The organism is Chromobacterium rhizoryzae (assembly GCF_020544465.1).
Taxonomy (GTDB): domain Bacteria; phylum Pseudomonadota; class Gammaproteobacteria; order Burkholderiales; family Chromobacteriaceae; genus Chromobacterium.
Genome location: NZ_CP066126.1, coordinates 4,808,382 through 4,822,286, shown reverse-complemented (window position 1 = coordinate 4,822,286; position 13,905 = coordinate 4,808,382). Strand labels below are relative to the sequence as shown.

Annotated in this window: 12 protein-coding genes; 1 reads left to right on the top strand and 11 read right to left on the bottom strand. The window is 67.0% G+C overall.

The features are described from left to right. Positions 1–95 precede the first annotated feature (95 nt). On the bottom strand, positions 96–2,558 hold the full coding sequence (locus tag JC616_RS22045) for an ATP-binding protein (protein ID WP_227105472.1): 2,463 nt from the start codon (positions 2,556–2,558) through the stop codon (positions 96–98). A 479-nt stretch (positions 2,559–3,037) separates the two neighbouring features. On the opposite strand from JC616_RS22045, the gene JC616_RS22040 reads away from it, so the two are divergent. Next, positions 3,038–3,721, top strand: a complete 684-nt coding sequence (locus JC616_RS22040; protein ID WP_107800888.1) for a response regulator transcription factor — start codon at positions 3,038–3,040, stop codon at positions 3,719–3,721. A 44-nt stretch (positions 3,722–3,765) separates the two neighbouring features. On the opposite strand, the gene JC616_RS22035 is transcribed toward JC616_RS22040, so the two are convergent. From JC616_RS22035 to JC616_RS21990, 10 genes are read right to left on the bottom strand one after another with little or no spacing between them, the layout of a single operon-like run. Continuing rightward, positions 3,766–4,647 carry an isocitrate lyase/PEP mutase family protein gene (locus JC616_RS22035; protein WP_227105470.1) on the bottom strand — a complete coding sequence of 294 codons (882 nt, stop codon included), beginning with the start codon at positions 4,645–4,647 and terminating at the stop codon, positions 3,766–3,768. Beyond that, complete coding sequence (locus JC616_RS22030; protein ID WP_107800886.1) at positions 4,644–5,147, bottom strand: flavin reductase family protein; 504 nt, start codon at positions 5,145–5,147, stop codon at positions 4,644–4,646. The genes JC616_RS22035 and JC616_RS22030 overlap by 4 nt, the downstream gene beginning before the upstream one ends. 2 nt (positions 5,148–5,149) lie before the next feature. Then, positions 5,150–5,539, bottom strand: coding sequence for a tautomerase family protein (locus tag JC616_RS22025; protein ID WP_107800885.1), 390 nt, complete (start codon positions 5,537–5,539; stop codon positions 5,150–5,152). Then, positions 5,530–6,606: a cell division protein ZapE gene (gene zapE / locus JC616_RS22020; protein WP_227105468.1), complete on the bottom strand. Its 1,077-nt coding sequence runs from the start codon at positions 6,604–6,606 to the stop codon at positions 5,530–5,532. Before zapE ends, JC616_RS22025 begins: the two co-directional genes overlap by 10 nt. After that, entirely contained in the window at positions 6,599–7,231 is a 633-nt protein-coding gene (locus JC616_RS22015; RefSeq protein ID WP_227105466.1) for an FMN-binding negative transcriptional regulator, read from the bottom strand. The genes zapE and JC616_RS22015 overlap by 8 nt, the downstream gene beginning before the upstream one ends. Beyond that, positions 7,228–8,529: an NAD(P)/FAD-dependent oxidoreductase gene (locus JC616_RS22010; RefSeq protein WP_227105464.1), complete on the bottom strand. Its 1,302-nt coding sequence runs from the start codon at positions 8,527–8,529 to the stop codon at positions 7,228–7,230. Before JC616_RS22010 ends, JC616_RS22015 begins: the two co-directional genes overlap by 4 nt. Next, entirely contained in the window at positions 8,510–9,826 is a 1,317-nt protein-coding gene (locus tag JC616_RS22005; RefSeq protein WP_227105462.1) for a lysine N(6)-hydroxylase/L-ornithine N(5)-oxygenase family protein, read from the bottom strand. The genes JC616_RS22010 and JC616_RS22005 overlap by 20 nt, the downstream gene beginning before the upstream one ends. A gap of 16 nt (positions 9,827–9,842) precedes the next feature. After that, the gene (locus tag JC616_RS22000; RefSeq protein WP_227105460.1) at positions 9,843–11,216 is read right to left on the bottom strand and encodes a diaminobutyrate--2-oxoglutarate transaminase family protein; all 1,374 of its coding nucleotides are present in this window, start codon (positions 11,214–11,216) and stop codon (positions 9,843–9,845) included. 13 nt (positions 11,217–11,229) lie between these two features. Further along, positions 11,230–12,276 carry an aromatic ring-hydroxylating dioxygenase subunit alpha gene (locus JC616_RS21995; RefSeq protein WP_227105458.1) on the bottom strand — a complete coding sequence of 349 codons (1,047 nt, stop codon included), beginning with the start codon at positions 12,274–12,276 and terminating at the stop codon, positions 11,230–11,232. A gap of 23 nt (positions 12,277–12,299) precedes the next feature. Continuing rightward, a complete protein-coding gene (locus tag JC616_RS21990) occupies positions 12,300–13,826 on the bottom strand; it encodes a 4-hydroxyphenylacetate 3-hydroxylase family protein (RefSeq protein WP_199225936.1) in 1,527 nt (508 codons plus the stop codon). Positions 13,827–13,905: the final 79 nt, after the last annotated feature.

Sequence of the window (13,905 nt, the reverse complement as noted above, 5' to 3'; positions counted from 1 at the left end):
AAAACCGCTTCGAAACGCCCATGCGTCGTCCGGCCATTCCGCTTCTTCCGCCGCAAGGCCTTGTCTCGTCCTTGCTTGCGAGGCTTTGAACGGCTTTAGGCGTCGTCCTCGGGCGCTTCTTGCCGCCGCCATTGCGCCAAGGCCTGCTCGAACTCCCGATGCCAGGCCAGCAGCGCTTCCTCCTCCGGGCGCTCGCCTTCCGTCCGCAGCGCGTGCTCCATCCGGGCGGCCAGCCGCGCCAGGGGCTCCGCGCCCACCGTCAGCGCGCCGCCTTTGAGCCGGTGCACATGGTGGAGCATGATGTCCGGCAGTTGGTTGGCGGCGGCTTGCCGGAACTGGAGCAGGTCCTGCCGCGCGCTGCGGCTGTACAGCCGGGCCAGGTCCAGCGCCGAGGCGGGCAGGGCGAGCGGCGGCGGCGCGGCGCCTTCCGTCGTCAACCACAAACGCAATATGTCCTCGATATCCCGCAGGCTGAGCGGCTTGGACAGCATACCGTCCATGCCGCTGGCGATGCAGCGGTTCTTGTGCGCCAGATCGGTGATCGCGGAGATGGCGATGATGGGGGTGAAGGTCAGATTCCGTTCCGCCTCCAACTGGCGGATGCGCCTGGCGGTTTCGTAGCCGTCGATGCCGGGCAGATTGCAGTCCATCAGGATCATCGCGAAGGCTTCGCCTTGCCGCAGTAGCCGCAAGGCGGTCTGGCCGTCTTCCGCGATGACGGCGTCGCAGCCCAGCTGCGCGAGCTGCCGGCGGATGGCCTGCTGGTTCACCTCCATGTCTTCCACCACCAGCAGGCGTTGCGGCGGCAGGGCGTCGGGCGCGGGTCCGGAGGCGGGGGCCTGCGCGTCGGCGGCGGAGGGTTCGGCGACATCGACATGCAGGACAAAGCTGACGGCGGTGCCCTTGCCCTCGGCGCTCTCCAGCAGAATGCTGCCGCCCATCAGCTCGATCAATTGCTTGCAGATGCTCAGGCCCAGGCCGCTGCCGCCGTAGCGGCGGCCGGTGGAGCGTTCCGCCTGGCTGTAGGCGCGGAAGAGTTTTTCCTGTTGGGCCTTGGCGATGCCGACGCCGGTGTCGCGCACCGTGACCAGAAGCTTCCCGGATTTGGCGCTTTGCAGATTGAACTGCATCAAGAGCGCCACCTCGCCGCGATCGGTGAATTTGATGGCGTTGGACAGCAGATTGGTCATGATCTGACGCATGCGCAACGGGTCCAGGATCAACAGGCGGTTTTCCAGCCCGTCCGCGGCCAGGGTCAGTTCCAGTCCTTTGCGGCTGGCGCTCAGGCGTTGGCTGTCGCTGATCCCTCTGGCCAGTTCCAGCAGATCGGTGGGCAGTGTTTCCAGCGCCAGATGCCGCGCTTCCAGCTTGGCGGTGTCCAGCACATCGTCCAGCAGCTCCAGCAGATTGAGGGCGGAGGAGCCGGCCAGCGCGGCGAGCTCCTGCTGCTGCTTGCTTTGCCGGGTTTGCTGCAGGAGTTCGATGGCGGCGAGTATCGCATTCATCGGCGTTCTGATTTCGTGGCTCATCATGGCGATGAATTTCGACTTCGCCTCCTCGCTGGCCACCGCCCGGCGTTTGGCCCAGCGGGCCTGCGTGAACAGGAAGACCATCACCGACAGCACGCAGATCACCAGCAGGATTTCCGGCAGGTAGTAGCGGCTGATCTGATGCATGGACGGTTTGCCGAAGTCGATGTCGGCGACCCAATCGTCAAAAATCTCGTCGGTCTCGGACGGGCTGAGCTGGAGCAGGGACTTGTCGATGATGGAGCGCAGCTCCGGATATTGCTGCGCCACCTTGATGTTCAGGCCGGTGAACATTTCCGGCATGGTGCCGGAGATTTGCAGGGTTTTGGGGAAGCGTCCCTGCAACACCGGGCGGAACACGATTTCCGCGCCGATGGCGGCGAACACCTTGCCGTCGGCGACGGCCTTCAAGGCCGCCACCGGGTCGTTGATCAGCACCAGTTGCAGATAAGGGTAGTGCGCGCGCAGATACTGCTCATAACCGCCCCCGCCCTTGACCGCGACGGCCTTGCGTTCCAGTTGGGACGGGTTGAACAAGCCTTCGGCGCCGGCCTTGGTGATGATGATGGTGGCGGTGGAGGCGTAGGGCTGGCTATTCAGCAGCGGTATGCCATATTCCTTGGGAATCAGCTGCGTCGCGCCCATGGTGGCCAGATAGATCTTCCCGCTTTTCAACTTGCCTATCATGTCCTGGGTGTTCGCCGCGGCGACTAATTGAAACCGCAGGCCGCTCTTTTGGGCAATGGCTTTCAGGTAGGCGCAGCTCAGCCCCTTGTGGCTGCCGTTTTCAATATATTCCAGCGGCCAGTAGGGATCGATGGAATAGTAGATGGTGGGGTGCTGTTTGATCCAGGCGATTTCTTCCGCGGTATAGGACGGCGGCTCCGCCTGACTGGCCGCGCTGGACGCGCCCAGCCAGATAATAAACAGCGCGGACCAGAGCAGGGCGTGAAACGCGGTATTAAGGAGCGGGCGCAGGGGCGGGGCGGCAAAGGGGAGAATAGATTGCTTAGCTGTATTGTTTGCCATGCGGCCGCCGTCTTTGCTGTGTTTTCTTGGGCATTATAGTCGGTCCGGCCGTTTTGGCGATGCGGCGTTCTGGAAGGCGGTTAATTGCATACGGCTTATTTTACCTGGGAAATAAGCGCTTAGCGAACGCCCGGCTTTGAGAATGGTCTTGTTGACGCCGATTTGTCCGGGCATTTAGCATTTTTTATCAATCCGGCGCGCAAGCGCGTTTGCGCGCGCAGAGTATGTTTTTGTATTTTGATCTTTTGAGAAATATTTATTTTGCTTGATTTTATTGCATGATATTGGTGTCCGGCGTCTTATTGTTTTGCCTTGTTTTATCATGGGTCAAAGTTGGCGCTTGAAATATTGCGGCGGGTTTTGAAAGAGAGAGGGGCCGGCTGCGGCGCGCTGACGGCGCATGCTATATTGGGACGTGCTTTTCAAAGAGCGGGAGTTTGAATTGATGCTGAAGTGATTTTTATCGCCATGGAGGAGGAATGAAGAAAAGAAAAATCAAAGTGATGTTATTGGACGACCACGAGGTGGTCAGACAGGGTTTGGGCTTTAGATTGTCGCAGGAGGGCGATATCGTCTTGGCGGGCAGCTTCGGCGACAGCCGCTCTTTTCTGGCGGCCTTGAATCATGAGCGGCCGGACGTGCTGGTGCTGGATTACGCGCTGCAGCCTCAGGACATGGACGGTTTGAACCTGATCCGCGCCATCCGCGCGCGTTTTCCCGAGGTGGTGATCCTGATCATGTCCTCTTATTACAACACGGCCACGGTGTCCCTGGCTTTGAGGGCCGGCGCGCGCGGCTTCGTCGGCAAACAGCAGGACCTGGACGAACTGGTGCGGGCGGTCCGGGTGGCGGCGTCCGGGCGCGTGTATCTGACCGCGGAAATGGCGCTGGAATTGGCGCAGGCCCAGCAGGCGGACAGCGTGCCCGCCGACAGTTCCACGCATGCGCCGGACGCGATGGACCGGGTGGTCCGCCTGTCCGCCTTGTCGCCGCGGGAGCTGGAGGTGCTGCGCTGTTTTCTGGAAGGCATGACGGTCAGCGAAATCGCGGACAAGTTCTCCAAGAGCATCAAGACCATCAGCGGCCAGAAACAGGCCGCGATCAAGAAGCTGGGTCTGAAGTCGGACCACGAGCTGTATTTCATCAAGGACGAAATCCAATAGACGGGCGGGCTGGGCGCCCGCCCTTCGTCGCGGCCCGGCCGCGCTCACTCCCGCCCGGCCGCGCCGTAGCGCGCGTCCAGTTCGTCGTAGAGCGGCTTGTTGACCAGGCGCTGACGTTCGGCGAACGGGGCCACCAGTTGCGGGTCTTCTTGCAGAATGCCGTCGCGGGACAGCGCGCCCAGCGCCCGCTGCATGCCGAGCACCGCGCCTTGCAGCGCGGCGTTGGCGTACAGCACCAGACCGTAGCCCAGTTCTTTCAGATCGGCGGCGCTGAGCGCCGGGGTCTTGCCGCCGATGACGATATTCATCAGCAAGGGGCGGTCGAACAGCGCCGGCAGCCGGCGGATGTCGTCCAGCTCGCGCACCGCTTCGATGAACAGCACGTCGGCGCCGGCCTCGGCGTAGCGGCCGGCGCGTTCGATGGCGGCGTCTATGCCGTCCACCGCGCAGGCGTCGGTGCGGGCGATGATCAGCAGGTTCTCATCCTGGCGCGCGTCCGCCGCCGCCTGAAGCTTGCCGCACATTTCGGCGGCGCTGATCAGGCTCTGGCCGGCGAAATGGCCGCATTTCTTGGGCAGGACCTGGTCTTCCAGCTGGATGGCGTCGGCGCCGGCGCGTTCCAGCACGCGCACGGCGCGGCGCACGTTGAGCGCGTTGCCGAAGCCGGTGTCGGCGTCGACGATGATGGGGATGGACACCGCGTCGCGGATGGCGGCGGTCTGGTCCGCCACTTCCTTCAGGCCGACGAAGCCCAGGTCGGGCAGACCCAGCTGCATATTGGTCAGTCCGGCGCCGGTCAGATAGAGGGCGCCGAAGCCGAGGTCTTCGACGAGGCGCGCGCTGAGGGCGTTGTAGGCGCCGGGCACCAGCAGGCCGGAGCGGCTTGCTATCAGGCTGCGCAGGACGTGTTTGCTGTTTTGCGTCATGTTTGCGGTTCCAGAGGGGCTAGGGGATGGGTTTGATGGTAGCGGCCGCGCCAGTAGACCAGCGGCTGGCGCGCGGGGTCGTGATGGGTTTCCAGCACCTCGCCGATGAAGATCAGGTGGTCGCCTTCTTCGTAATGGCTTTTGCGGCGGCAGGCCAGCCAGGCGGCGGCGCCGTCGATCAGCGGCGCGCCGTGGCGCCGCAGCGTGAACTGGGCGCGCTTGCGCTCGTCGAGATCGGGGCCGGCGAACAGCCGGCACAGGTCCAGTTGTTGCCGGCTCAGCACCTGGATGCCGAAGCGATCGGCGGAGAGAAAGCTGGCGGCGGCGCGCGATTGCCGGCGCAGACACCACAGGATCAGCGGCGGCTCCAGGGACAGCGCGCTGAAGGCGTTGATGGTCAGCCCCAGCGGGCCGCGCTCGGGGTCCAGGACGGAGGCGACGGCGACGCCGGTGGCGAAGCTGCCCAGGGTTTGGCGCAGGGCCTGCTGGTCTTGGCCCATCGTCAGACGGCGATGGCGTAGCCGAAATCGATTTCGCTGGCGGCCTGGCCGCCGCGCATGCCCCAGTTGTCGGCGGCTTCTTCGCGCAGCAGGATCAGCACCGAGGCGGGCGCGATGTTCAGCAGCGCGGCCAGATCCGCGGCCAGCCTGGCGTAGAGCTTTTTCTTGGTTTCCGGCTTGCGGCCGGCGAAGACGGTGATTTCGATGTGCAGGTAGTCCGGATCGCCGCCCGGCGGCAGCAGGTCTTCCGGCGCGTAGCGCTGGTAGCGGGCTTGCAGCTCTTCGTCGCTGACGCCGAACACGGCGCGCAGCGCGTCGTAGACGCAGTGGACGATGGCTTGGCGCTGGGCCGGCGTGCGCGCGGCGGCGTCTTCGATTCTGACTATTGGCATAGGGGGCTCATTTCGATGGCGGTGGCGGCGGCGAAGGAGGCGGATTGCATTTCGGCGAGCCGGCTCAGCGTGCGGTGGGTGTCCGCCGACAGCGTGATTTCGCGCAACATGGTTTCGATCGGGCGTTCCGAGATCAGCAGCAGGCGCTGGCGGCGGTCGTAGAGCACGTCCACCAGCCAGATGAAGCGGCGCAGGCCGTCCGCCTTGTTCAGCTGCGCCTGGACGATGTCGGAGACGACCACGGTGTGCCAGCGTTCCGACATTTCCAGGTAATCCAGATGCGAGCGCGGGCCCAGGCAGAGGGTTTCGAAATCGAACCAGACGCAGTCCGGGCTATGCGCCCGCGCGGGCAGCGGCCGGCCGGACAGGGAGACGGCGGCGGCGGGGCCCACGGTCCGGCCCTGTTCTTGCAGCAGCCGGCGCAGGTGTTGTTCCGTGTCCGCGCCGCAGGGGTGCAGATAGTGTTCGCCGGCGGCGGCTTCGCGGTAGCGGTAGTCGCGCTCGCCGTCCAGGTGCAGCACTTGCATATGGCGCTGGATCAGCGCGATCACCCGCAGCGCGTAACGGTGCAGCTGCGGGTCCGGCAGCAGTTGTTCCGGCGCGTAGTTGGAGGTCAGGATCACCCGCACCCGCTCTTCCAGCAGCACGGTCAGAAAACGCTCCATCAGGATGGCGTCGGCGATGTCGTGCAGATGGAATTCGTCCAGGCAGAACAAGCGGCTTTGCGCGGCCACGCGCCGCGCCAGCGCCGGCAGGTAGTTGGCTTGCTCGCCGCCGGCCTGGGCCAGGCCGCGGTGCAGATCGCGCAGGAACTGGTGGTAATGGATGCGCTGCGCCGGCTCGGCGGACAAGGCGAACAGGCCGTCCATCAGCATGGTCTTGCCGCGGCCGGGCTCGCCCCATAGATAGGCGCCGGTTTGCGGCGCCGGCCGGCGCAGCGGCCAGGCGGGGCCGGGCCGCGCCTGGACGCGCAGCGCGTCCAGCGCGTCGGCGGCGCGGCGCTGGCCGGGGTCCAGCACGACGCCCTGATCGATGAAGCGCCGGCTCAGGGCGGAGGGTTCAGCCATGCGCCGGCTCCGCGGTTTCGGCGAAGCGCAGCAAGGCGTCCAGCAGCGCGCGCTCGCCGGCTTCGTCGCGGCGCAGCAGATGGTCCAGCGCCGCTTGCTGGTCTTCCGGTTTTTTATCCTGCGATAGCTTGAAGCGGCCTTCCTCGCGCAGCACATGGACGCGCAGGCCGAGGATGTGCGGCGCGTTGGCGATCACCCGGGGATCGGCGGCCTCGTACTGGAACGGCGCTTGCGGCGGCTGCAGCCGCTCGCAGGTGTCGCTCAGCGCGCGGCGGGCGGATTCCAGGTCGTCCAGCACTTCGATTTCGACGTCCATATGCACGGCGACGTAGTTCCAGGTGGGCAGCAGCCGGCTGCGGTAGGCTTCCGGCGGGATATAGCTTTGCGGGCCCATGAACACCAGATGCGCGGGAAAGCGGCCGCGGCCCTGGAATTGGGGATTGCGGCGGTCGACGTGGCCGAACAGGCTGCGGTCCGCGACGCGGAACAGCGGGATGTGGCTGGCGTGCAGCCGGCCCTGGTGTTCGCTGCTGATCAGCGCCAGCGGGTAGCGGGCGATCATCCGGTCTATCAGCTCGGGGCGGCTACAGCAGTATTCCTGGTAATGGAAGGCGCATGAACTCACTGGAGGGTGTCCTTTTGCGTAGGCGCTTCGGTCTGCGCGAGCCGGGCGCGCCGGCGGCGGTCGTGGGCGATGGCTGTTTCGGCCATCCACTTTAGCAGCGCGCGGCCGCGCAGCGGTCGCGAGTTGAAGGGCAAGAGGGTCGGGCCGGCGCCTATCAGCTGGCGCGCCAGGGTTCGGCCCAGCATGAAGGACAGCGCCAGGCCGCGGCCGTTGCAGCCGGTCCAGGCCAGGACGCCGTCGCCGACGCGGCGCAGGCTGGGCAGGCCGGACGGGGTGAGGCCGACCTGACCGGCCCATAGCCGCGGCGCGGCGTCGAGCTCCAGCCCGAAGACGGCGCGGACGCGCTGGCGCAAGGCGGCGGCGTATTGCTCCGCTTCGGCGTCGGCGCGCAGCGCGAACAAGCCGGTCAGCAATTGGCCTTCCGGCATTTTGCGGAAAAACCACATGTCGCGGCGGTTGTCGGAGAAGGGGATGTCGGCGGGCAGCACCCGCGCCTGTTGTTCCGGGCTCAGTTCGAACTGTCCGAGCGCCAGCGTCAGCGGCACGCTGTGGCGGGCGACTTCGGCGACGCCGTCGCGGCTGTAGGCGTTGCCCGCCATCAGCACGCGGCCGGCGCGCAGGCTGCCGCGCGGGGTGCGGATCACGTGCATGCCGTCGCGGCTTTTCAGTTCCACCAGCTTGGCCGGGCAGCGCTCCAGCAGCACCACGCCGCGCCGGCGGCAGCGTTCGGCCAGGCCGCGCGCCAGCGCCAGCGGGTCGATCTGGCCGCCGTCTTCGAACAGCAGGCCGCCGTGGTAGCCGGCGGCGGCGCTCAGCGCCCGGGCTTGTTCCGCGTCCAGCGCGCGGGCGCGCACGCCCAGCCTGCGCCAGGCCAGGGCGGCGGCCGACGCGGAGCCGGGGGCGGCGAACAACTGCATCCAGCCTTTGCGCACCGGGCTGGCTTCGGGCAACGCCAGCAGTTCGGCCGCGGCCTCGCTCAGGCCGGCCAGATAGCCGTCGGCCTGCGGCCCCAGCCAGGCGCGCAGTTCCGGCGGGCCGCAGCGCGCGGGCACCGGCACCACGAAGCCGGAGTTGCGGCCGGTGGCGCCGCCGCCGACGGCGTCGGCCTCCAGCACCACCACCGAGCAGCCGGCCTCGGCGGCGGCCAGCGCCGCCGACAGCCCGGTGAGGCCGGCGCCTATCACCGCCAGTTCGCAACTGACCGGCAGCGCGTCGGCCTTGGCCGCCAGCAGCCGCGGCGCGCGCGCCTGCCAGCCGCTGGCGGCGCTCAGCAAGGCCTCAAGCGCGGGCGCCGTCATGCCGCGATCCTTGTTCCAGTCGCGCCGTCAGCGATTGCACGATGGCCTGCGAGCGCAGCGCCAGCAGGCTGAAGGAGCCGGCGTCGCCCATGCCGTGGGAGGATTCGCACAGGCCGTTCAGGTAGAGCGGCGCGCCGCGGTCGGCCTCGCCCTGCAGGCGCACGCGGTAGTCCAGCGCGATGTCCACGGTGTCGCGCTCGGCGCACAGCTGCGGCGCCAGCGTTTCCAATACGCGCGGCCAGGGTTCGCGCTTGGGGCCGCGCCCCAGGTCCAGGAAGCCGGTGGCCAAGATCACCAGGTCCACGGTTTCGCTGACGACTTCTCCGCCCAGGAAGTGGCGCAGCCGCAGGGTGACGCCGTCGGCGCCGGGTTCGCAGGCCTCGGTGTCCATGCAGGTGAGCAGGGCCAGGCTGTCCTTGTCCTGCAGCCGGTTGGCGTATTGCTTGACGTAGAGCTGGTTGAGCACGTCGATGTCGGCGGCCGAATAATTGGTGAACACCAGTTCCTGGCGCAGTCGGGTCTTGTGTTCCGGGCTGGCGGCGAAGAAGGCGTCGACGAAGGCGGGGAAATACACCTCGTCGGAGAAGGGGCTGGTGTCTTTCTGACGGTAGCCGAAGTTGCGGGTGACGCCGACCACCCGCGTCAGCGCCGGCTCGGCGCTGGCGTGCAGCAGGATTTCCACTGCGCTCTGGCTGCCGCCTATCACCGCCACCCGGCCGCCGCCCTTGGCTTTCAATCGTTCCAGCGCCGGCAGGTAGTGGTTGAGGTGGACCACGCGCGGGTCCGGCGCGCGCTGGAACGGTTCCGGGATGTTGGGGGTGCGGCCCGGCGCCAGCACCACGCTGAGCGCCAGGTATTCGCGGCCGTCGGCGCAGAGCACGCGGTAATGGCTGAGCGCGCCGTCGCTGTCGCTGACCGGCAGGATGTCGATGACTTCGCGCTGGTATTCCACCAGGTGCTGGAAGCAGCCGGCGGCCCAGCTGACGTATTGCGCGTACTCCAGCCGCAGCGGGTAGTGCAGCGGCAGGTTCAGGTGCTCGTAGAGCCGGTTGTGCTCGTGCAGGAAGTTGGTGAAGGTGTAGCGGCTGCGCGGGTTGCGCGGGGTGACCAGGTCGCGCAGCGGGTGGTTCTGGATGTCCGAGCCTTCCAGCAGCATGCCGGGCTGCCAGGCGGCGGAGGGCCGCCGCTCGAGGAAGCGCACGGACAGCTGCGGCGCCAGTTCTTCCAGCGCGATGGCCAGCGCGATGTTGGCGGGGCCGAAGCCGATGCCGATGATGTCGTGTACGGTGTGCGTCATGCTGTCGCTCCAGGGTTCAGAATGCCATTGCGGCCGGGGCGTGCGCGGCGGCCGGGGCGGCGGGCCACAGGCTGGCCAGCGCGGTTTCAAAACGGCGGACGATGTCCTCCGCGTCGTCGGCGCTGATGATCAGCGGCGGCAGCAGCCGCATCACCGCGCCGTGGCGGCCGCCGCTCTCCAGGATCAGGCCGTGTTCCAGACAGGCGCGTTTCAGCGCCTTGGCCAGCAGGCCGTTGGCCGGCGGGTGGCCCAGCGCGTCCGGCGCGCCGTTGGGGTCTATCAGTTCCACGCCCAGCATCAGGCCGCGGCCGCGCACCTCGCCGATGCAGGAGAAGCGCGTTTGCAGCGCCTGCAAGCGCCGACGCAGCAGCTGGCCCACTTCCCGCACCTGCTCCAGCACGCCGGGCCGGCGCAGGTATTCCAGCGTGGCCGCGCCGCTGACCAGGGCGATCTGGTTGCCGCGGAAGGTGCCGGCGTGAGCGCCGGGCGCCCAGTGGTCGTATTTCTGGTGGTAGGCCACCAAGGCCAGCGGGTAGCCGCCGCCCACCGCCTTGGACAGGATGACGGCGTCCGGCACGATGCCGGCCCACTCATGGGCGAACATATCGCCGCTGCGGCCGAAGCCGGTCTGCACCTCGTCCATCACCAGCGGCACATCGTGGCGCGCGGTGATCTCGCGCAGGCCGCGCAGCCATTCCGCGCTGGCCGGAATGCAGCCGCCTTCGCCCTGGATGGGTTCCACCAGCAGCATGGCCGGCTTGCCTACGCCGCTTTCCGGGTCGGACAGCAGGTTTTCCAGATAGGCCAGCGACAGGCGCTCGGTGTCGGCGGCGTCGGCACCGAAGGGGCTGCGGTAGGCGTAGGGAAACGGCAGGAACTGGATTTCCGCCGGGTAGCCGCTGACCGCCTGTTTCGGCCCCAGATTGCCCATCATGCCCAGCGCGCCCATGGTCATGCCGTGGTAGGCGCCCTGGAAGGCCAGCACCGGGCGGCGGCCGGTGGCGGTCTTGAACAATTTGAGCGCGGCTTCCACCGCGTCGGAGCCGGACGGGCCGCAGAACTGCACCTTGGCGTGTTCGGCGAAGGCGGCCGGCAGGGCCTGGTATAGCTGTTCCACGAAGGCGAGCTTGGCCGGGGTGGCGATGTCCAGCGCCTGCTGCAGCTGGCCGGACTGCAGAAAATCGGCCACCCGCTGTTGGACGAAGGGGTGGTTGTGGCCCAGCGGCAGCGCGCCGGCGCAGGCCAGGCAGTCCAGGTATTCGCGGCCCTCGCTGTCGTAAACTCGGGCCAGTTCGCCGCGGCTGATTACGCGGTCTATGCCGCGCGCGTAGGTGCGGGCGTTGGATTCGCGCTCGGCCAGTTGCAGGCGGCGGGGTTCAAAGGCGTCCATCGTTTGCTCCCTGTCAGTTCAGCAAGGCCGCGGCGCGCGGCTCGGCGTGGTCCTGCGCGCCGGCGCGCTGACCCAGTTCCTTGATCCAGCGCCGGTATTCGATGCCCAAGCGGTCGCTGCGCACATGCATTTCCTGCTGGAGGTCCAGCGGCAGCCGCGCCGGGCGCTGCGATTCCACGATCAGCCGGTCCTGCTCGAACACCATGTCCTGGCGATAGAGGATTTTTTCCTCGCTCAAGTCGGCGCCGAAGTTGATGGCGACGATCAGCCAGATCACGCACTCGGCCTCGTCCACCGGGGTGGCGTTGAGGAAGGTGCAGAAGCGCTCGGTGTCGCCGGTCTTCTTGACGAAGTAGGCGGTGGTGGGGTTGAACACCGAGTAGGTGTAGCGCGCGGTGACCGGGATGCCGCGGTGGTCGCCGTAGGGCTGGAACACCGAGATTTCCGAGGTGCGCAGCCCGTGTTCGTCCTTGAACACCTGGTAGTCCGGCAAGGGTTCCGGCGCGTCCGGGTCGCCGTTGAGATTGGCGTGGACGAAGGGGAAGTGCGAGGCGTCGAGGAAGTTTTCCACCGAGCGCAAGGCGTTGCCCATATAGCGATAGGGGCCGGCGAAGACCTTGCGGAAGCTGTCGTCCTCCCATTCCGGGAACACCGGCAGTGGCCGTTGCGGCGCGTCCAGGCTGGCCCAGATCAGGCCGTAGCGTTCGGCCGCGTGGTGGCGGAAGATCAGCCGCGCCGACGAGGGCGTGGCCTGGTCCGGGTGGGCGGGCACCCGCGTGCATTGGCCGCCGGCGTCAAAGCGCCAGCCGTGGTACGGGCATTCGATCTCGCCCTTTTTGACGCAGCCCAGCGACAGCTTGGCGCCGCGGTGGCCGCAATAATCTTTCCAGGCGTGGATCTGGCCGGCGCCGTCGCGCCACAGCACCAGTTCCTCGCCCAGCAGCCGCACCGCCTTGGGGCGTTCTGCGCTGACTTCGTCGGCGCGCGCCACCACGTGCCATTGGTTCTTCAAGGCCTGGTAGTCCAGACCGGCGCGGTCCCATTTGCCTGCGTACAGCATGCTTGCCTCCTTTCCGGTCCGGTTCACGCGCGGTCGCGGCAAGCGCCGTCGAACTGCCAGCCCGGACGCGCCCAGCCGTCCGGCGTGTAGTCGGCCATGCAGTCGTCCACCAGCGCACGGCATTGCTCCAGCACGCCGCTGCTTTCACAGTGGCGCAGCATGTCCAGCCGCACCTGCTCGTTGTTGCCGGCGTAGTTGTGCTCGTACAGCTCGTGGCGGCCGCCGAACTCGCTGCCCAGCGCGTCCCACAGCAGCTTGATCAGCTTGAGCCGGTCCACCGCCTCTTGATCGGTGCCCTGGAAGTAGCAGCCGATCAGGTCCTTGAGTTCCGGATTGGCCAGGTCCAGCCAGCTGGACACCTGCATGATGGGCGAGCCGCCGAGTATGGTGTTGAACACAGGTTTGAGCTGGGACATCATCTGGGTGCCGAAATAGCGCACCGTGGCGGCGGCTTCCAGCCGCGGCACCACCGAGCCGTCGCGGCGCGGTTCCGGGTTGTGACACAGCGATTCGGTCAGCGACCACATCAGATTGCGCAGCGCCACGATGTCGGCCAGCCGGGCGCGCACGCCGCGGAAGCCGTCGCTGCCGTTGGATTCCAGCACCTTGGCCAGCAGGCCGCAGATGAAATCCATCTTCACCGCCAGCCGGGTGCCGGATTGCAGCGGATAGCGGTTGAGGAAGCCGGAGGCGGAATAGAAGCTGCGCGCGCGCTCGATGTCGCGGTAGATCAGCACGTTTTCCCAGGGCACGAACACGCCGTCGAAGATCAGCACCGAGTCGTTTTCGTCGAAGCGGCTGGACAGCGGGTTGTCGAAGGGGCTGAGCGCCGCGGCCTCGTAAGAGCGGCGGCAGATGATCTTGAGATTGGGCGCGTTCATCGGCAGGATGAAGCACAGCGCGAAGTCCTCCTCGCCGCCGGCCTGGTATTGGGCGGCGCTGTTCTGGGCGACGAAGGTGGCGTTGGAGATGGCCGCGCTGGTGGCCACCATCTTGGCGCCGCGCACGATGATGCCGGCGTCGGTTTCCCTCTCCACGTGCAGGTAAAGATCGCGCATCTCCGAGGCGGCGCGGGCGCGGCCCGCCGGCGGGTTCACCAGCACGTGGTTGAGGAACAGCACTTTGCGCGCGCTCTGGCGATACCAGTTCAGCGCGTTGTCGTGGAAGGGCGCGTACAGATGGGGGTCGGATTTCAGCGTGGCGGTGAAGCCGGCCTTGTAGTCCGGGGTGCGGCCCATGAAGCCGTAAGTCAGCCGCGACCAGTGGGCGATGGCGTCGCGGGCCTTGAGCAAGTCCTCACAGGAGCGGCTGGGCATGAAATAGCGGTGGGTGCGATAGCCTTCCGGATCGATGTCGGTCATCAGCTCCTGGCTGTCCGGATGGTGCAGCGCCTCGTACAGCCGCGACATCGAGTAAGCGCTGTTGCGGAAAGCCGGGTGCCGGCTGACGTCCGCCACTTTCTGGCCGTAGATGTAGACTTCGCGGCCATCGTTGAGACTGGCCAGGTACTCCTCCGGCGTCATCATTTCGTTCAATGCAGCATGATTCACTTGGCACTCCTCATCGTCATTTAAGAGCAGCAAACACATTCCCGGACTGCGGGCGACACGACGCCCTCCCGTCAGGGAT

What these genes read in the sequence shown, in the direction of transcription:
- JC616_RS22000 (WP_227105460.1), bottom strand. Translation starts at nt 11,216, where the DNA reads ATGGACGCCTTTGAACCCCGCCGCCTGCAACTGGCCGAGCGCGAATCC.
- zapE (WP_227105468.1), bottom strand. Translation starts at nt 6,606, where the DNA reads ATGGCTGAACCCTCCGCCCTGAGCCGGCGCTTCATCGATCAGGGCGTC.
- JC616_RS21995 (WP_227105458.1), bottom strand. Translation starts at nt 12,276, where the DNA reads ATGCTGTACGCAGGCAAATGGGACCGCGCCGGTCTGGACTACCAGGCC.
- JC616_RS22025 (WP_107800885.1), bottom strand. Translation starts at nt 5,539, where the DNA reads ATGCCAATAGTCAGAATCGAAGACGCCGCCGCGCGCACGCCGGCCCAG.
- JC616_RS22030 (WP_107800886.1), bottom strand. Translation starts at nt 5,147, where the DNA reads ATGGGCCAAGACCAGCAGGCCCTGCGCCAAACCCTGGGCAGCTTCGCC.
- JC616_RS22040 (WP_107800888.1), top strand. Translation starts at nt 3,038, where the DNA reads ATGAAGAAAAGAAAAATCAAAGTGATGTTATTGGACGACCACGAGGTG.
- JC616_RS22035 (WP_227105470.1), bottom strand. Translation starts at nt 4,647, where the DNA reads ATGACGCAAAACAGCAAACACGTCCTGCGCAGCCTGATAGCAAGCCGC.
- JC616_RS22045 (WP_227105472.1), bottom strand. Translation starts at nt 2,558, where the DNA reads ATGGCAAACAATACAGCTAAGCAATCTATTCTCCCCTTTGCCGCCCCG.
- JC616_RS22005 (WP_227105462.1), bottom strand. Translation starts at nt 9,826, where the DNA reads ATGACGCACACCGTACACGACATCATCGGCATCGGCTTCGGCCCCGCC.
- JC616_RS22010 (WP_227105464.1), bottom strand. Translation starts at nt 8,529, where the DNA reads ATGACGGCGCCCGCGCTTGAGGCCTTGCTGAGCGCCGCCAGCGGCTGG.